The 18,213-nt window shown below is 53.1% G+C and carries 18 protein-coding genes; 11 read left to right on the top strand and 7 right to left on the bottom strand.

All coding sequences use genetic code 11. The features are described 5' to 3' along the window. Positions 1 to 14: 14 nt before the first annotated feature. The 9 genes from tsaE (at position 15) to KO486_RS03765 (ending at position 12,007) form a co-directional block, all read left to right on the top strand. Complete coding sequence (tsaE, locus tag KO486_RS03805; protein WP_216035909.1) at positions 15 to 485, top strand: tRNA (adenosine(37)-N6)-threonylcarbamoyltransferase complex ATPase subunit type 1 TsaE; 471 nt, start codon at positions 15 to 17, stop codon at positions 483 to 485. Further along, entirely contained in the window at positions 472 to 1,431 is a 960-nt protein-coding gene (locus KO486_RS03800; RefSeq protein ID WP_252734553.1) for a phosphotransferase, read from the top strand. The genes tsaE and KO486_RS03800 overlap by 14 nt, the downstream gene beginning before the upstream one ends. After that, positions 1,428 to 2,108, top strand: coding sequence for a nucleotidyltransferase family protein (locus KO486_RS03795; protein ID WP_216035908.1), 681 nt, complete (start codon positions 1,428 to 1,430; stop codon positions 2,106 to 2,108). The genes KO486_RS03800 and KO486_RS03795 overlap by 4 nt, the downstream gene beginning before the upstream one ends. Further along, positions 2,101 to 5,046 carry a double-strand break repair protein AddB gene (gene addB / locus KO486_RS03790; RefSeq protein ID WP_216035907.1) on the top strand — a complete coding sequence of 982 codons (2,946 nt, stop codon included), beginning with the start codon at positions 2,101 to 2,103 and terminating at the stop codon, positions 5,044 to 5,046. Before KO486_RS03795 ends, addB begins: the two co-directional genes overlap by 8 nt. After that, positions 5,043 to 8,417 (top strand): double-strand break repair helicase AddA, encoded by a 3,375-nt coding sequence (gene addA / locus KO486_RS03785; protein WP_216035906.1) that lies wholly within the window; start codon positions 5,043 to 5,045, stop codon positions 8,415 to 8,417. Before addB ends, addA begins: the two co-directional genes overlap by 4 nt. Before the next feature lie 62 nt (positions 8,418 to 8,479). Continuing rightward, entirely contained in the window at positions 8,480 to 8,800 is a 321-nt protein-coding gene (gene trxA, locus KO486_RS03780; protein WP_216035905.1) for a thioredoxin, read from the top strand. A 111-nt stretch (positions 8,801 to 8,911) separates the two neighbouring features. Next, the gene (gene hslV, locus KO486_RS03775; protein WP_216035904.1) at positions 8,912 to 9,439 is read left to right on the top strand and encodes an ATP-dependent protease subunit HslV; all 528 of its coding nucleotides are present in this window, start codon (positions 8,912 to 8,914) and stop codon (positions 9,437 to 9,439) included. Further along, positions 9,436 to 10,740: an ATP-dependent protease ATPase subunit HslU gene (gene hslU, locus KO486_RS03770; RefSeq protein WP_216035903.1), complete on the top strand. Its 1,305-nt coding sequence runs from the start codon at positions 9,436 to 9,438 to the stop codon at positions 10,738 to 10,740. The genes hslV and hslU overlap by 4 nt, the downstream gene beginning before the upstream one ends. A 103-nt stretch (positions 10,741 to 10,843) precedes the next feature. Continuing rightward, the gene (locus KO486_RS03765; RefSeq protein WP_354667483.1) at positions 10,844 to 12,007 is read left to right on the top strand and encodes an MFS transporter; all 1,164 of its coding nucleotides are present in this window, start codon (positions 10,844 to 10,846) and stop codon (positions 12,005 to 12,007) included. Here KO486_RS03765 and KO486_RS03760 read toward each other — a convergent pair. Genes KO486_RS03760 through KO486_RS03750 form a run of 3 tightly spaced genes read right to left on the bottom strand, consistent with a single transcriptional unit; the run spans position 11,990 to position 14,255 of the window. Beyond that, positions 11,990 to 12,580 carry a Smr/MutS family protein gene (locus KO486_RS03760; RefSeq protein WP_216035901.1) on the bottom strand — a complete coding sequence of 197 codons (591 nt, stop codon included), beginning with the start codon at positions 12,578 to 12,580 and terminating at the stop codon, positions 11,990 to 11,992. The two genes, KO486_RS03765 and KO486_RS03760, sit on opposite strands and share 18 nt — an antisense overlap. Next, positions 12,577 to 13,542, bottom strand: a complete 966-nt coding sequence (locus tag KO486_RS03755; RefSeq protein ID WP_216036221.1) for an MltA domain-containing protein — start codon at positions 13,540 to 13,542, stop codon at positions 12,577 to 12,579. Before KO486_RS03755 ends, KO486_RS03760 begins: the two co-directional genes overlap by 4 nt. A gap of 50 nt (positions 13,543 to 13,592) precedes the next feature. Then, positions 13,593 to 14,255 carry a Tim44/TimA family putative adaptor protein gene (locus tag KO486_RS03750; RefSeq protein WP_216035900.1) on the bottom strand — a complete coding sequence of 221 codons (663 nt, stop codon included), beginning with the start codon at positions 14,253 to 14,255 and terminating at the stop codon, positions 13,593 to 13,595. Between the two features lie 111 nt (positions 14,256 to 14,366). Between KO486_RS03750 and KO486_RS03745 the strand changes: the two genes are divergently transcribed. Next, positions 14,367 to 14,849, top strand: a complete 483-nt coding sequence (locus KO486_RS03745) for an FxsA family protein (protein WP_216035899.1) — start codon at positions 14,367 to 14,369, stop codon at positions 14,847 to 14,849. 68 nt (positions 14,850 to 14,917) lie between these two features. Then, positions 14,918 to 15,427 (top strand): protein-export chaperone SecB, encoded by a 510-nt coding sequence (gene secB / locus KO486_RS03740; RefSeq protein ID WP_216035898.1) that lies wholly within the window; start codon positions 14,918 to 14,920, stop codon positions 15,425 to 15,427. Here the strand turns inward: secB and dnaQ are convergent. The 4 genes from dnaQ to KO486_RS03720 are packed head-to-tail and all read right to left on the bottom strand — an operon-like array spanning position 15,424 to position 18,164. Then, positions 15,424 to 16,152 carry a DNA polymerase III subunit epsilon gene (gene dnaQ, locus KO486_RS03735; protein ID WP_216035897.1) on the bottom strand — a complete coding sequence of 243 codons (729 nt, stop codon included), beginning with the start codon at positions 16,150 to 16,152 and terminating at the stop codon, positions 15,424 to 15,426. The genes secB and dnaQ overlap by 4 nt on opposite strands. Then, positions 16,145 to 16,738, bottom strand: a complete 594-nt coding sequence (coaE, locus tag KO486_RS03730; RefSeq protein ID WP_216035896.1) for a dephospho-CoA kinase — start codon at positions 16,736 to 16,738, stop codon at positions 16,145 to 16,147. Before coaE ends, dnaQ begins: the two co-directional genes overlap by 8 nt. Beyond that, complete coding sequence (locus KO486_RS03725) at positions 16,735 to 17,568, bottom strand: shikimate dehydrogenase (protein ID WP_216035895.1); 834 nt, start codon at positions 17,566 to 17,568, stop codon at positions 16,735 to 16,737. The genes coaE and KO486_RS03725 overlap by 4 nt, the downstream gene beginning before the upstream one ends. After that, the gene (locus KO486_RS03720; protein ID WP_216035894.1) at positions 17,565 to 18,164 is read right to left on the bottom strand and encodes a Maf family protein; all 600 of its coding nucleotides are present in this window, start codon (positions 18,162 to 18,164) and stop codon (positions 17,565 to 17,567) included. The genes KO486_RS03725 and KO486_RS03720 overlap by 4 nt, the downstream gene beginning before the upstream one ends. Positions 18,165 to 18,213: the final 49 nt, after the last annotated feature.

The raw sequence follows: 18,213 nt of genomic DNA, 5'->3' as shown, positions 1-18,213 counted from the left end.
CATAATGTTGGCGCATGGCAAAATCCACGATCACTCTTCGGCTCCAATCAGAGGCCGATACCGCCCAACTTGGACAGACCCTTGCTAACCTTGCAAATCCGGGTGATTGCTTTTTGTTGAATGGGCAAATCGGAGTGGGAAAATCCTCACTGGCGCGCGCCTTTATTCGCGCGCTTCTTGGCCCTGATGTAGAAGTGCCGTCACCGACGTTCACATTGGTGCAGACCTACGACTACGGCGATGTCGAGATTTGGCATACCGATCTTTATCGTTTAGGCGACCCGCAGGAGGCTGTCGAACTTGGCCTCGTTGACGCGTTCGAGGACCACATCTGCTTGATTGAATGGCCTGAACTTCTTGGTGACATGGTTCCAGAATCGGCGCTGGATATCCATCTTGAAATTATAGATGACGCCCATCTTTGTACCATTAGCTTTGATGAAAATTGGGCCAGCCGAATGCGGGTGTTGAATGAAGATGCGTAATGAGATCGTCTCAGAATGGTTGGAGCAGTCACCTTGGGCGAAATGGCAAAGGCATGCCATGACCGGCGACGCATCAGCGCGACGCTACGAAAGACTAACGGACACGTCGGGTGGCTGCGTGATCCTTATGGATGCCCAGCCAGACGTATGCGGCAGTCAAGCTCGGTTTGTCGAAATTTCCAAACATTTGAGCGGTCTTGGCCTTAGCGCCCCCAAGATACTGAACTGGGACAACACTCTCGGGCTTCTAGTTCTTGAAGACTTGGGTCAGATCGATTTTGCCCGTCACCTTCAAAAACATCCAGACGATGAACGAAAGCTTTACGATGCCGCCGTTGATGTCCTAATCGAACTCGGGCGAACACCTGCTCCTTCTAACCTACAAAAGATGACGCCCGCCGTAGGTGCGGAAATGATCGACATTGGTTTTGAATGGGCCGCAACCAACAAATCCCAGTCCCTTGCGGAGGATGTAAAGGCAGAACTAACGACGCTCCTTTCTGTTGTTTCTCCTAATCCTGCGACGCTATCTTTGCGCGATTTCCATGCTGAGAACCTGATCTGGCGTCCAGACAAAACCGCCCACGCCACCGTTGGACTGCTCGACTTTCAGGACGCGTTTATTACCCACCCCGCTTACGATCTTGCGTCGCTCTTGCGCGATGCACGGCGTGACGTTGATCCAAATTTGGTTGGTCCACTTGTAAAACGGATGGGAGGCGGTGAAAAATTTACTTTGGCTTTTCACGTCATGGCGGTGCAGAGAAACCTACGGATCTTGGGGATTTTCGAACGCCTCGCCAAGCGCGATGGTAAAGAGAGTTATCTAAACTTAATTCCGCGCGTCCGTGACCATCTGCGTACTGACCTTAAGGCGCCCGGTCTCGCTCGCATCGCGCCCCTTGTGGAGCGGGCATTTAATATCCCTGAAGGACAAACCAAATGAATAAGCCAACGGCCGTTCTCTTGTTTGCAGCGGGTCTTGGAACACGCATGGCGCCCCTCACGGATACCCAACCTAAGCCGATGGTCAAAGTTGCTGGCCGGCCTCTGCTTGATCATGCGCTTGTCTGGTGTGATGAGCTTCGCCGGGTCGTCAACACACACTACTTTCCAGATCAAATTGAAACCCATCTGGCTGGTAGTGGCGTCCTAATTTCTGACGAGACAGATCAATTGCTCGAAACGGGGGGCGGCCTCAAACGAGCCCTGCCGTTATTGGATAGTAATCCTGTTTTCACCATGAACACCGATGCCTGCTGGAAAGGCGCAAATCCAGTGAGTGTACTATCCCAAGCTTGGCGGCCAGAAATGGAAGCTTTGTTGCTCATGATCCCGCGTCATGCCGCTGTTGGTCATAAGGGGTCGGGAGATTTCGATATCGGTGCGACAGGTCGTTTGTCGCGAGGTTCTGATTTTGTCTATTCCGGCGTCCAAATCATCCGCACAGATAGGCTGGCCGACATCAAGGAGAATGCCTTTTCAATGTGGAGCCTGTGGGACGGAATGTTGGCACGAGGCGGCATGTTTGGTGCAGTCTATGACGGTAATTGGTGTGATGTGGGGCGCCCTGAAAGCATCCCGTTGGCTGAGGCGATGTTAGAAGGAAAAATTGATGTTTAGCCCAACAGAAGGGCCGCGTGTTTTTGCGGCTCCTTTAGGCGTGGATTTTACCACTGCATTGCATGATGGCCTTCGCGAGAGATTTGAAACGCGCGCACCTGAGGACGTGGCCAACGTCGAAATCTTTGTAAACACACGCCGGATGCAGCGCCGTTTGGTCGAGCTGTTCCATAGCGGGGATGCTTTACTACTGCCGAGAATACGACTTGTCACCGACCTCGGTTCGGACATTGGGTTGAACGACATTCCTCCGGCTGTTGCGCCGCTAAAAAGACGGCTAGAGGTGGCGCAACTTGTCAAAGGGTTGTTGGCCGTCGATCCAACGCTTGCTGCGCAAACCGCTGCATTTGATCTTGCGGATAGCTTGGTCGCGTTGATGGGAGAGATGCAGGGCGAAGGTGTTCCCCCAGAAGCCATCGCTGGCTTGGACGTCACCGACCAATCTGGACATTGGCAACGCGCGCTATCGTTCATTCAACTTGTGCAGCGCTATTTTGATAAAGACACTCAGCTGGACGTCGAAGGACGCCAACGACGTGTCGTGGAAGCACAAATCGCGCGTTGGGCTGACTTTCCCCCTCAACATCCCATCATCGTCGCAGGATCAACGGGGTCCCGCGGGGCAACATCACTGTTCATGCAATCGGTGGCAAACATGCCGCAAGGGGCCGTTGTTTTGCCCGGCGTTGACATGGATTTGCCAGACGACGTTTGGGACAAACTTGATCCGCTGGATGGAGGAGAAGACCACCCGCAATACCGATTCAAAGCATTCTGTGACGCGCTCGACATGCCGGTGAACAGTCTAGAGATTTGGCATGACGCAGTGAAAGATAGAGCTGATCGAACAGCCTTGATTTCCCTTTCTCTAAGACCTGCACCCGTCACCGACCAGTGGATTAAAGACGGGCCCGCCCTGGGTGATCTGCACGCGGCAACGCGGGATATGACGTTGATCGAGGCCCCAACCCCCCGCGCCGAAGCGGACGCTATCGCGGTTCGATTGCGCCAAGCCGTTGAAGATGGTGAGACTGCGGCACTTATTACACCAGATCGGGTGCTGACACGTCAGGTCACTGCTGCTCTGGACCGTTGGGATATTGTTCCTGACGACAGCGCAGGCCTCCCTCTCCAACTGACGGCTTCTGGACGGTTCTTGCGACATATCGCGGAGCTGTTCTGCGAGCCTTTGTCCGCCGAAAACCTATTGGTTCTATTGCGTCACCCGCTCAGCAATTCTGCCAGTTCCGATCGCGGCCAGCACAACCTTCATACCAACAGCCTTGAAATGGAATTGCGCCGGAATGGCCCGCCCTTTCCAACCCATGAAAGCCTTACCCAATGGGCGATTGCCACGGCTGATCGTCATCCTGATCGAACAGATTGGGTTGCTTGGGTATGCGACGCCGTTATGGGATTGAATGGGGCGGACCAGCGGCCGCTGGCTGACTTCGTCGCCCAACACTGGCAAATTTCCGAGCATCTGTCTGCGGGACCCCATGCTGAAGGCTCAGGCGAAGTCTGGCTAAAACCAGCAGGCCGCGAAGCACTTCGGGTTATGTCAGAATTGCGAACTCACGCCGACGCTGGCGGGGAGATGACCCCGCGCGAGTACCGACAACTTGTAAATTCTGTTTTGTCTGGTGGCGAAGTGCGTGACCGCGACAAAGGGCACCCCCAAGTTCTCATATGGGGTACGCTTGAGGCCCGGGTTCAGTCCGCCGATTTAGTTATTCTAGCTGGATTGAACGAAGGCACATGGCCCGAGGCACCAACCCCCGATCCTTGGCTGAATCGACCCTTGCGAATGCAAGCTGGCTTGCTTCTCCCGGAACGCCGGATCGGGCTAAGCGCGCATGATTATCAGCAAGCGGTCTGCGCCAAAAAGGTGGTTTTGAGCCGAGCCATCCGTTCAGACGAAGCCGAAACCGTGCCAAGTCGCTGGGTGAACCGGCTGACCAATTTGCTGGGCGGTTTGACGGCGAAGGACGGACCAGAGTGCTTAAAACAAATGCGCGCTCGAGGGGATACATTTCTTGCGCTCGCAGAAGCCATCGCGGCACCCGAACGTATTATAGACGCGGCCCCGCGTCCGTCACCTGCGCCGCCCGCCGCCGCACGTCCAAATCAATTGTCAGTAACTCAGATCAAGACGTTAATCCGCGATCCTTATGCGATCTATGCTCGCAAAATCCTGAAGCTAAATTCGCTTGATCCTTTGTCTCAGTCTGCTGACGCTCCCTTAAGGGGCATAATCGTCCATGAGATCCTTGAGCGTTTCGTAAAGGATGCGATTGATCCAAATGACATCAATGCGACCGAACAGTTCATGCAGATTGCTGACGGGGTTTTGTTGAAGCATTGCCCATGGCCTGCTGCCCGTTCGATGTGGCGTGCAAGGGTAGCGTATTTCGTACCTCACTTCTTGGCTGAGGAGCAAAAACGTCAGGCGAGCTCTACCAACGTAGACACTGAGATGCGGGGCGAACTGAACTTTCCAAAGATCGGGTTTTCGCTAACGGGGACGGCCGATAGGATCGACCTGTCTGATGACGGGGAGGCGTTGATATATGATTATAAGACTGGCAACGCCCCTACTCAGAAACAGCAAAAAGAATTCGATAAGCAGCTGTTGCTAGAAGCCGCCATGGTAGAAAAAGGTGCCTTCAAGCCGCTCGGAGTCACACGCACCAAAGCTGCAAAATACATAGGTTTGGGAAGTGGTTTGAAAGACCAAGACGCACCGTTGAAGGACACATCTACCGAAGAGATTTTGACCCGCTTCGAGAGCCTGATAACCAAGTGGATGGACCCCTCGAAAGGCTACACATCACGGCGCGCAAACGAGACGCTTACCTTTGAGGGCGACTACGACCACCTCGCGAGATACGGCGAATGGGATGAAACGAACGATCCTGTCGTGGAGGATTTGGCATGACCCATAACGACGCAACGCTCCGCCAGATCGAAGCAGCAGACCCAACCCAATCGACGTGGCTGTCAGCCAATGCTGGCTCAGGCAAGACACGCGTCCTCACCGACCGCGTGGCCCGTTTGTTGCTGGGTGGGACACGGCCGGAGAACGTGTTGTGCCTAACCTACACCAAGGCGGCGGCGTCCGAGATGCAGAACCGCCTGTTCAAGAGGCTAGGCGAATGGGCAATGATGCCCGATCAAGAGTTGCGACAACAACTGATTGATCTTGGCGGAACGACCTCTGTTTCGGACGACTATCTCGGTCAGGCGAGGACCCTTTTTGCCGCTGCCATCGAAACTCCTGGCGGATTGAAGATCCAAACAATCCATTCGTTTTGCGCCGGCGTTTTGCGCCGCTTTCCGCTAGAAGCTGAGGTGAGTCCACAGTTCAAGGAAATGGAAGACCGAGCCGCTCAAATGTTGCGCGAAGAAGTCTTGGATGAGATGGCGATGGGCACACATGCAGATGCTGTCGCGGGGTTTGCGGAACACTACACAGGGGCGGATGTCAGCAGCTTTCTCGCGGCGGTCACTGGTCGTAAGTCAGCATTCCTTAGCCCGCTGAACGATGATGAATTAGCGGCCGCGTTTGGCGTACCCAAAGGAACAACAGTTGGGGACGCAATTGATGTCGGGTTTGTCGGCGGCGAAGATGGGTTGGTTGATGAACTGATAGAAGCCAGCGCGACAACGTCAAAGACCTATCAAACATTTGCGGCGAATCTAAAGAAGCTGAATTTGGCCAACCCAGACATGGCATCTTTAGAAGGGGCGTTATCGTTGCTGCTGTATGCAACTGACAAGACAAGCAAGTCGCGTAACTGGCCTCAGTCAAACCATACCAAAGCAGTCGAGGCTTTGGCGCATCTTTCGGACGACGTTCATGCGTGGATGGACCGCACCGCAGATGCATATGATTTCATCTGCCGCATCAACGCGCTTGAAAAGACACGGGCGTTACTGGCATTCGCCGAGCCGTTTGTGCAGCTGTATGAGCGAAAGAAAACCCAACGTGCTGCATTGGATTTCGATGATCTGATCAGCAAGGCAAAGTCCCTCCTCGAAGACCCCGCACTGGCGCAATGGGTCTTGTTCCGCTTGGATGGTGGCGTGGATCACGTGCTGGTCGATGAAGCTCAAGACACATCGCCTGATCAGTGGGATATTGTGCGGCTTCTGACTCAAGAGTTTTCCACCGGCGAAGGAGCGCAGCCTGAGCGGCTTCGAACAGTCTTTGTCGTGGGCGACAAAAAGCAATCTATCTATTCTTTCCAAGGCGCGGACCCCGAAGGGTTTGACCGTATGCGCGATCACTTCGACGGAGAACTTGCAAAGGTTAAGAAGCAACTCAAGACAAGCGAGTTGCTGTATTCCTTCCGTTCGTCAGAAGCAATTTTGCGGCTGGTTGACCAAACCTTCAAAGGTGAAATGTCAGAAGGCTTGGGAGATGAGATCACCCATCTTGCATTCAAGAACGACATGCCAGGTCGCGTGGATGTTTGGCCGGTAATCGAGCCGTCAGATAAACCAGAAGAACGCGACTGGGATGACCCGCTCGATTTGAAAGGGCGCACCAACCATAAGGTTGTGCTGGCCCATCGTATCGCCGCTGAGATTAAACGCATGCTTGCCGAGGAAACACTACCGACCCAAAAGGACGGAAAATGGGGCCGGCGCAGAATTACTCCGGGTGATTTTCTGATCCTTGTACAGGGTCGCCTCAGCGGGATTTTCGAACAGATCATTGCCGCGTGTAAGGCCGCTGAACTAGAGGTCGCTGGTGCCGACAGATTGAAACTAGCAGGAGAGCTTGCCGTCAAGGATATCTCGGCGCTTCTGAAATTCGTTGCTTTGCAAGAGGACAGCCTGTCACTGGCCGCTGCGTTGAAGTCCCCACTGTTTGGTTGGACGGAGAAACAGCTTTACGATCTCGCCCAACCTCGCCCAAAGGGACAATCTTTATGGGAAGCGTTGCGAACGTCTGGGCAGCATGAAGACACGCTCGCCATATTATACGATTTGCGAAACAACGCCGATTTCCTTCGCCCCTATGATCTGATTAATCGCCTGTTGGTGCGTCACAAAGGTCGCCAAAATCTACTCGCGCGGCTTGGGCACGAAGCTGAAGATGGCATCGACGCGTTGCTTTCTCAGGCGCTGGGGTATGAGCAATCAGCTGTACCAAGCCTGACGGGGTTTTTGACATGGCTGGAATCCGAAGACGTTACAATCAAACGGCAGATGGATTCTGCGGGGGACCGTATCCGCGTGATGACCGTTCATGGTGCTAAAGGTCTAGAAGCACCGATTGTCATTCTTCCCGATACAGGAAGCCGAGCGCGATCTCTTCGGGGGGACTTGCTTCAGTCTGATGACGGCATTTTCTGGAAACCTAAGGCAGACGTCATGCCGGAGCCACTACGCGATGTGCAGGAGGACATGCTGCTCGCGCAAGATCGTGAGCGACGCCGCCTTCTCTACGTCGCCATGACCCGCGCCGAGAACTGGTTGATTCTGGCTGCAGCTGGAAAGGTTGGCGAAGAACACGACTCTTGGCATTCAACGATCAGTGGCGCGATGGAACATTTGGACGCCGTTGATCATGGGACGCCTTTTGGAACAATCAAGAGACTATCTCGCCAAGGATGGGACGATGGGGACCTATTCGAAGAGACGATTATTACCCAAGGCCCCGCGCCTGAAAAAGGCTTCGGCGATGTTCTTCCCGCTGTTCCAGATCGCCAATCCACTCGATCTCCCTCGGAGTTGGGTGGCGCCAAGATCATGTCTGGTGAAACACACACAGATGCGTCCGATCTTGCACTGGCTTGGGGAAGGATCATTCACCTTTTGCTTGAGTATTTGCCGGAGGTCAGCGGCGAAAACCAGAGGGAGATTGCAGAGACTTTAGTTCAGAACCATCCCGACACAGGGCTCATTGGCGACCCATCAGAGATCATTGAGGAAGCCCTGAACCTAATTGCGCAACCCGAGCTGTCATGGATCTTCAGGTCAGGCCTCGTAGAGGTTCCGATTTCGGCAAATCTGAGCTCTCTTGCCGGAGATCGAATATTCGGCATCATTGATAGATTGATCATAACCGAAACCGAAGTCATCGCCGTCGATTACAAATCAAACCGGATAACACCGAACACCCCCAAAGAAACTCCTGCTGGTCTGACCCGTCAAATGGCGGCCTACCGTGACGCATTGTCATTGGTGTACCCGGATCACACAATCCGTTGCATTCTCATGTGGACCAAAACAGGCGAAACGAGCGAACTGTCTGCCAATCAACTTGATGATGCTCTCAAAGATGTGACCACGCCTTGACGACCACGTGGTGCGCTCATACTTTCCGTTTCAACGAATTCATCCCTTAAAGGAGCAGCCAAATGGCGACCGTAGCAGTAACAGACGACACTTTTGACGCCGAAGTTCGGAATTCCGACATTCCAGTAGTCGTAGACTTCTGGGCGGAATGGTGTGGCCCTTGTAAGCAGATTGGCCCAGCGCTCGAAGAGCTATCCGCTGAAATGGAAGGCAAAGTCAAAATCGTCAAAGTGAACGTTGACGAAAACCCTAACTCTCCAGCTCAGATGGGTGTGCGCGGTATTCCAGCGCTTTTCCTGTTCAAAGGTGGCGAAGTGGTATCCAACAAGACAGGCGCAGCACCTAAAGCTGCCCTGCAAGGTTGGATCGAAGAAAGCATCTAAACCGGATTTATTGACTTTGAGGGCGTCCCAATGGGGCGCCCTTTTTTCATGGAACCTTGTGTCGCGCCAATTGCGTCGCCATATAATTCACAAGCAACGTAAGGACACGACATGACAACAATTATCGGTGTACGCAAAGATGACGAAGTGGTCATCGCGGGTGACGGGCAAGTGTCTGTCGGGCAGACAGTCATGAAAGGCACAGCAACAAAGGTGCGCCGTCTCACAGTCGGTGGCAACGATGTGATTTGCGGTTTTGCCGGTTCCACTGCGGATGCATTCACGCTCCTTGAACGACTTGAAAAGAAACTCGAGGCAACACCAGGTCAATTGGCACGCGCCTCCGTTGAGCTCGCCAAAGATTGGCGCACCGACAAGTACCTTCAGAAACTTGAAGCGATGTTGATCGTCACTGACGGCAAAGACTTGTTCGTGATCACCGGCGCTGGTGACGTTCTTGAGCCAGAATTTGATGTGACGGCGATCGGTTCTGGCGGCAACTTCGCACTGGCTGCGGGCCGCGCATTAATGGACCAAGACCTAAGCGCAGAAGAAATTGCGCGCCGCTCAATGGCCATCGCATCTGATATTTGTGTCTATACCAATGGCAATCTGACCGTAGAAAGCATCAAAGCATGAGTGACCTGACCCCCCGTGAAATCGTCTCTGAACTTGATCGATTTATCATTGGTCAAAAGGATGCCAAACGCGCCGTCGCGGTCGCACTTCGCAACCGTTGGCGCCGTAAGCAATTGGGCGATGACCTTCGTGATGAAGTCTATCCGAAAAACATCCTGATGATCGGACCTACCGGCGTTGGTAAGACCGAAATTTCACGCCGTTTGGCAAAGCTCGCTCGTGCGCCGTTTATTAAGGTGGAAGCAACGAAGTTTACCGAAGTTGGATATGTCGGTCGTGACGTCGAACAGATCATCCGTGACCTCGTCGAAGCGGCGATTGTGGAAACCCGCGATTATATGCGCGAAGACGTGAAACAACGCGCACGTGAAGCCGCCGAAGCCCGCGTCATTGATGCTATCGCCGGCGAGGATGCACGCGAAGGCACGCGCGACATGTTCCGCAAGAAACTCAAGACTGGGGAACTGGATTCAACGATCATCGAACTAGAACTTGCCGACACGTCCAACCCGTTGGGTGGTCTTGAAATTCCAGGTCAGCCGCAAGGTATGGGCGGCATGGACTTGGGCGCGATGTTTGGAAAAGCGTTGGGCGGGCGCACGACCCGCAAGAAGGTTACCGTTGCAGAAAGCTATGACCTTTTGATCGCAGACGAAGCCGACAAACTTTTGGATGATGAGGCCATCACCAAAAAGGCGCTTGAGGCGGTTGAACAAAATGGCATCGTCTTCCTCGATGAGATCGACAAGGTCTGCCGTAACTCAGACGCGCGCGGTGCTGATGTATCCCGCGAAGGCGTTCAGCGTGACCTATTGCCCTTGATTGAAGGGACCACGGTCAGCACCAAGCATGGATCCGTCAAAACAGACCACATCCTGTTTATTGCAAGCGGTGCGTTCCATATTGCGAAACCGTCCGACCTCCTGCCGGAATTGCAAGGCCGCCTCCCGATCCGCGTAGAGTTGCGAGCCCTGACTGAGGATGATTTCGTCCGTATCCTTACGGAAACCGATAATGCGCTAACGCGTCAATACACAGCGCTGATGGGGACCGAGGAAGTCACTGTTTCGTTTAACGATGACGGTATCGCTGCCCTTGCCCGCATCGCAGCGGAAGTAAACGAAAGCGTAGAAAACATCGGTGCGCGACGTCTTTACACGGTTATGGAACGGGTCTTTGAAGACCTGTCATTCAACGCGCCGGATCGTGGCGGAGAAGAGATTGAGGTGAACGCTGCATTCGTCGAAGAACATCTTGGCGAACTTGCGCGTTCTACCGACATCAGTCGCTACGTACTTTAGCGCTTTCTTGTTCCTCGCGATCGACGGATAAGGCCTTATGGCCGAAAGCGGATACCTAGCATTTATCAGACAGAACGCTCCCTTCCTTGCGACGGGGGCGTTGTTGTCGTTTCTTTCAAGCTTTGGGCAAACCTTCTTTATTTCGATATTTGGTGGTGAAATTCGAGAGGCATACGGTCTTAGTAATGGCGATTGGGGTTTGATCTATATGATCGGCACCGGTGCCTCAGCAGCTGTGATGGTTTTCGCGGGTGGATTGGCGGATCGGTTTCGGGTCAGGCAGTTGGGTATCACTGTTATCCTGCTGCTCGGGCTTTCATGTGTCTTGATGGCTCTCAATCCTGTAGCTGCCCTTCTTCCCGTTTTGGTATTCTTCCTCAGGTTCTTTGGCCAAGGCATGACAACCCAAGTCGCAACCGTCGCAATGGCACGTTGGTTTGTCGCGGCGCGCGGTCGTGCTTTAGCTGTCGCTGCAATGGGATACATGCTGGGCGAGGCGACTTTGCCGCTCTTGATGGTCTGGATGAAATCCATTGTTGATTGGCGTTTCATCTGGCTAGGATGTGCTGTGTTTTGCATCGCGATGACGCCTGTCTTGTTTACGCTCCTACGTCTTGAGCGCACACCGCAGGCTATTTCATCCTCGGAACAAACCGCTGGGCTTTTCGGTCGGCACTGGACGCGCGCTGAAGCCCTACGTCACCCTGTGTTTTGGGCGATGGCCCCTGCGGTTATGTCGTTCTCGGGTTTTGGAACTGCGTTTTGGTTTCACCAAGTTCATTTTGCAGAAATCAAAGGCTGGTCTCACCTTTCATTAGTAGCGATTTTCCCACTTGGTACCGTGACCGTTTTCTTATCAACCGTCTTTTATGGTTGGGCAGTCGATCGGATCGGCGCTGTCAAATTGCTGCCCTTCTACCTTATCCCCTATGCATTCGCGTTTGTTTTGCATTGGTATGCGCCCAGCTTGGTCTGGACCGCAGCTGCGATTGTGCTGATGGGCGCTGCTGGCGGTGGTCAGGCGACCTTGTTGAATGCCTGTTGGGCCGAATTCTTTGGGACGCGCCACCTTGGGTCAATTAAAGCGACCACGATGGCTTTGATGGTTCTTGGGTCTGCACTCGGTCCGGGCGTGAGTGGTTGGCTCATCGACAATGGCGTCGGATTTGAAGTGCAGATGCTCGGCTATGCGGCAACGTTCTTCGGAGCGGCTGCGCTATTGCTCTATCCTGTATCGGTCGCGCGGCGTTCAGCGGCTGCGGCGTAGGTAAACGTAGTAGGCACCTTGCCCACCGTGACGGATGTGGCTTTCGCTTACCTGCATCACCAGTCCTGCCAAAGGCGCCATCTTGAGCCACTGCGGAACCTGATGGCGAAGCACACCAAATTTCGTGGGGATCGGTCCGCCATCATCGCGATGCTTCCCTTTACCCGTAATGACCAAGACCAAACGATGCCCCGCGCTGGCGGACCGCAAAACAAATCCAGTCAGGGCTGGATGCGCTTGCGCCATCGTCATGCCATGCAGGTCAATCCGCGCATCTGGCTTGAGCTTGCCCCGTTTCATACGGCCATAGGCCTTGTTGTCCATCTGAACAGGATCAGAACGCAATTGCTGTCCTAGCGAAGGCAACAAATCATGGTCACCTTTGTGATCTACAGATTGACCGACCTTGAACGCTGGAATCGGGCGTGGCGCTCGGTTGCTTATTTCTGTCATAGGTTTGGTCGGTGCAGCGCGCACCAACTTGGAAGCCGGCTTTTGCAAGGCCTCCGTACGTTTCGCGACAGTCTCCCAAAGCGCGCGTTCTTCAGCCGACACGTTTCTGGGTTTCTTCATTCGATTATGTCCGGCAAAAGCGCATTTGCGGTTTGGATCGGCATAAGAACGACCATGCGTCCGCCATCTTTGATGCGGCCAGCATCACGGCCTGCCTGATCGCCGGTCCCAAAAAAGATGTCGGCCCTTTGTGCGCCCCTGATCGCGGACCCCGTATCTTGGGCAACCATCAAGCGGTTCAATGGGTTTTCTCCACTCTTTTCTATCCAGACCGGCGCACCGTAAGGGACGTAGCTGGGGTCAATCGCCACGGTCCGCATTGCAGTAACGCTTCGGTTCATTGCGCCCAGTGGTCCCAGCTCAGGTGGAACTTCATTGACCTCTCGAAAGAAGACATAGCTTTCGTTTGTCCAGAGAAGTTGAAGGCCCTCTTCACCGTTGTTGCGCACCCAGTTGCGAATGACATCTGCAGAAACCTGATGAGATTGGTAAATCCCCCGCGCGACAAGTTCCCTACCGACCGAGGAATACTCGCGGCCGTTCGCGCCGCCATACCCAACACGAATGACACCGCCGGTATCCAACTTTACGCGGCCTGATCCCTGTACCTGCAGAAAGAACACATCCACCGGATCGTCAATCCAGGCGATTTCTAAGCCCATGCCATCAAAGGCATTGGTCTCTTCAATCTCCCGTCGTGACATCTGGCCAGGAATCGGGGGCAGCCGATAAAGTGGATATTGATATGGCCCACCACGATTCAACGACCCTCTTAGCTCTGGTTCAAAATAACCCGTAAACAGTGCGTCGTTTCCGTCATCGATCATTACGGGCGTGAAAAACCTCTCAAAGAATTCTTTGGGGTTTTGCCCTGATCCCGCAACCCCACAGAGCGATGCCCAGTTTGGATCTTTCATGTCACCACAAGTGCTGAGGAAAACATCCATCGCGGCATGGTGGTCATCATCTGACCAGCCGGAAAGATCATCAAAATTCATAAGTTGATAGGTCGGGTTTGCCATCGCACCCTCCGCAGTGAGGAGCGACAGCCCGACGACGGCCGCTTTCAGTTTCATTCGCCCGTGGCGACAAGGAACCAGTTCGGGTCGCCAGTTCCCATTGTCCGACCGAATGTCCAAACATCACGTTGCTTTTTGACGTCCGTGGCGGACCCTTCGATCAAATCACCACCGTTGTCATAAACGGCAGACGTGCTCTCGCTCACAAATCGAACGGAGACTTCTGCGTTCTTTGATGTCGCGTCATAATCTGCATCCACCAATGTGGTTTCAGAAATTCCGATGAAGTTGAAATCAACGCTCAGATTGCTCTTCTCACGGGATTCAACGACGCCGGCAAAGGCCTCATAGACGTCGTCTGACAGAAACGGCTTAATTTCTGATAGGTCCCCGTTTTCAAACCCAGTCAAGATCATCTCATAAGCACCGCGCGCGCCACGGACAAATTCACGGACGTTGAAGCTACGATCAGCGGATTTCATCGCTGCCAATGCATTGGCGCTCTCGCTTTCCGCATCAACATAATCTGTGATGTCTGGGTCTGGACCACCATCAATGACCTCTAAGTCCGGAGTAGACCGACGCGATGATGCTGGGGTTGGTTGCGCACGCGGTTTTTCAAATCCTTCGCGAGTTCCCAACACACTGCGCAAGCGCAAGATGAGAAATATCGCAATACCTGCGAGAACCAAAAGCTGAATAACAGGCGAATTCATGTGGGTTTCTTTCCGAATAAGGGCCGTACAAGTGGTAAACACCACCTGCCAGCCTTATGTAGGGTTGAGGATGGACCAAGTCCACCTTACCGCGATAAATTCGGAGAGATCATGCTACTTCTATTGCTTTTTATTGGCATTCCACTGCTTGAGATAACGTTGTTTATTCAGGTTGGCGGCGCAATTGGTTTGGGTTGGACCCTGTTTATTGTGGTCGCAACAGCAATACTTGGGGCTTACATGGTGCGCTCCCAAGGCACCCAAGCGATGACAAACTTGCGTGGCTCCTTCTCCAACCTGCAAGACCCGACTGAACACCTTGCACACGGGGCGATGATACTTTTTTCAGGAGCACTTTTGCTGACGCCAGGGTTTTTCACTGACTTTATCGGCTTTTCGCTCCTTGTTCCGGCTGTGCGGTCCGCCGTTTATGGCTACATGCGCAGTCGCGTTAATGTGCAAAGTTTTCAAATGGGTCCGGATGTAGGCCAGAATCGAAGCCGAACCGGCGATCACGTCATTGATGGTGAGTTCGAACAGGTCGATCCTGAAAATTCTGAGCCGCGTGGTCCATCTGGCTGGACTAAAGATTGAGGCCCCGTCTCAGCCCTGCTACACACGACCAGATTGAACAATTAATTTACTGACATCCGGAGAGCCAAATGGCCGAAGAAAACACAGTTCCAAACGGCGCAGCAGAAGCTGCACCACAAATCAAACAGCGCATCCTTGCTCAGTTTGTTCGCGACCTTTCATTTGAAAACATCATGGCGCAAAAAGGCGTTGATGGTGAAGTGAAGCCAGAGATCAAAGTTGAAGTGAACCTTGATGCGCGCAAACGTGGTGCTGAAAACCAGTACGAGATCATCACAAAGCTAAAAGTCACATCCACAAATGCTGGATCCGACAAGTCATTGTTCCTGCTTGAGTTGGAATACTCCGGCATCTTCGAAATCGAAGGTGTTCCAGAGCAGCAAATGCACCCTTACCTGATGATCGAATGTCCACGCATGACGTTCCCATTTATCCGTCGCATCGTTAGCGATGTGACCCGTGATGGCGGTTTCCCACCACTGAATTTGGAACAGATTGATTTCGTAGCGATCTACCGCCAGCAGCTTGCGCTACGTGCGCAACAGCAAGCTGATCAACAGAAGACAGCTGACGCTTAAGACTTCTTCCAAAGGGCATCTTCACCCAGTTTTTCAATGAATGCGGCGTGGGCTTCGGCTTCCGCCGCATTTATTTTTGGTGCAAGCGGCGTTGGGCGTGGGCTGGGGCGCCAATTGCTGGACGCTGTTGTCTTCGTCTTTGTTGTATCCTGCGAAGTTGGCACCAAGTCTGGCTGCCTCCCGCCGATAAGCTCCAGATAAACTTCGGCCAAAATCTCACTATCGAGCAGTGCGCCGTGCAGAGCCCGGTTCGAGTTATCAATGCCAAAACGACGACAAAGCGCATCCAAAGACGCAGGCGAACCCGGGAATTTTTTCCGTGCAATCGCAAGCGTATCTAACGACTGATCCATTGGCAGCGGTGGGCGGTTAAGCCATCCGAGTTCTGCATTCAGAAATTTCATATCAAACGCAGCGTTGTGAATGACCAGTATTGAATCGCCGATGAAATCAAGAAACGCTTGAGCAACGTCAGCAAAGACGGGTTTGTCTTTCAGAATGACTTGCCCCGGTTTCGGGTCTTGCGGTGGGCTAAGAAGATCAGGGCCAATTCCGTGGATTTCGAATGCGCCGGCGGGCATGTCGCGTTTTGGGTTTATGTACTGGTGGTACGTGCGGCCTGTTGGCATGTGATTGAAAAGTTCGACCGCGCCGATCTCAACGAGGCGATCACCTTCCCCCGGTTCAAACCCTGTGGTTTCGGTATCGAGAACGATTTCACGCATGTTCCAGTTCCTGTTTAATCTCAGCAAGGATATCTTTGACCGATTGACGGGCGGCGTCCATCGATAAGGTTTCGATGATCCACCGTGCGCGTTCGCGCTTTTGAGTGTCGGGCAACTGACGGGACAGTATCAATTGAAAGTCCTCCTCCGTCATCTCACCCCTATCAAGAACACGCTGCCTTTGAATGTCAGCGGGTGCAGTTACAACGACGACAGCATCACACTCTGTGTCGGTTCCTGTCTCAAAAAGCAGCGGTATATCCAACAGAACAATCTTGTTCTTAGGGTCTTTCAGAAAAGCTGATCTGTTCTCAGCCAAGAGCGGATGAACAAGTGATTGGAGGTGATCAAGAGTTTTTGGATTCGCTGCGATTAGTTCCCGAAGTTTATCTCGGGAAACAGCACCAGATTCTATTGCTTCAGGATAATGGCGTCGGACCAACTCGGTCGCCGCACCTCCTTTGTCATACAAACCTCGCACGACAGCATCAGCGTCCCAAACTGGAACGCCCATGTCCGAAAACATCTTGGCAGTGGTTGATTTGCCCATCCCAATAGACCCCGTAAGGCCAATAACAAAGGTCATGATAGAATTGCCGCTCGCGTGTTAACGTCTACTTCTGGGCGAACACCAAACCAACGTTCAAATCCGGGCACGGCTTGATGAAGCAGCATACCCAAGCCATCAACAACGACACAGCCTGCAGCTTCGGCTTCTTGAAGAAGGTGCGTTTTCAATGGCGCATAAACCAGATCAGTCACAACTGTACCGCGCCGCAGCCCATCTAGCGGAACACGTAGCTCGGGCTTGCCCTGCATGCCCAGTGATGTCGTGTTAATGACCGTGGCAGCATTCTCAAGCATGTTGCCCGCTTGCACCCAATCAACGACCGTTACTTTGGATCCAAACGATGACTTCAGTGCTTCTGCGTTCGGGCGTGTCCGATTGCTAAGTAGGATTTCTTGAACTCCCACTTCGATCAAAGATGCGATTACAGCCCGCGCTGCACCACCAGCGCCGAGAACAGCAGCGGGCCCTAATGATGGCGCCCAACCCGGAGCACCCTGTTTCAAGTTCGCTATAAAGCCGTAGCCGTCAGTGTTATCTGCGTGAATCTTCCCATCCTTGCGAAAAATGAGTGTATTTGCAGCCCCGATCAGGGTTGCACGGTCTGTGGCAAGATCGGCAATTTCCAATGCCGCGAGTTTATGTGGGGCTGTTACGTTACACCCGACAAAACCCATCTTCGGCATCGTGCTGACAACAGTCTTAAAATCTGCTTCGGCAACATCGATGGGAATGTAATGTCCGGCACGATCATAGGTTTTCAACCAATGACGAAACAACTTGGGCGATTTGGATTGCACAATCGGGTGGCCAAGGACAGCAGCAAGAGGGATGTTTTGGTCGGTCATTGGGGCAGTGTTCCGCGTAAGACGAGATAAGATAAGAGTTCCAAAAGGGGCAGTCCCTGAATCGTGAAAGTATCGCCTTGTATCATACGAAACAGGCGAATGCCCTCTTCTTCTATTTTATAACCGCCAACAGACGTTTGGATGCTATCCCAGTTGCGTGTCAGGTAGTCCTCTAGATAGGTTTGGGAAAAATCACGCATCGCCAAACGTGCAACGCCAACATGTCGCCATACCGGTTTTTGACCATCATAGATGACAGCGGCAGAGAGCAATTGGTGGGTTTCATTCCGCAGCTCTGTAAGTTGATCGAGTGCTTCGGTTTGGCTTTTTGGCTTGGACAAAACCTTTCCTTTGAAGGAAAGAACCTGATCACATCCCAGAACTAAGCCGTCATGCCCTTTCTCGGCAATTTTACGAGCCTTCATCTCAGCGAGTGTATCGGCGATATCACGTGGAGGCGCATCCTCAGCTTCCAATGCGGCTTTAACCGAATCTTCATCGATTCGCGCTGGTATGATGTCAAAGTCGACACCTGCATTTCGCAGTAATCGTGCTCGGATTTCTGATGTTGAGGCCAAAATAATGCGGTCAGACATGTGGATATCCCCGTGAATGAATACGTGCACACGTCATGGGATGATTTCC

Source organism: Octadecabacter sp. B2R22 (assembly GCF_018861045.1).
Classification (GTDB): Bacteria; Pseudomonadota; Alphaproteobacteria; order Rhodobacterales; family Rhodobacteraceae; genus Octadecabacter.
The sequence above is the reverse complement of the archived record's forward strand: the minus strand, read 5'-3'. Positions and strand labels throughout refer to the sequence as shown.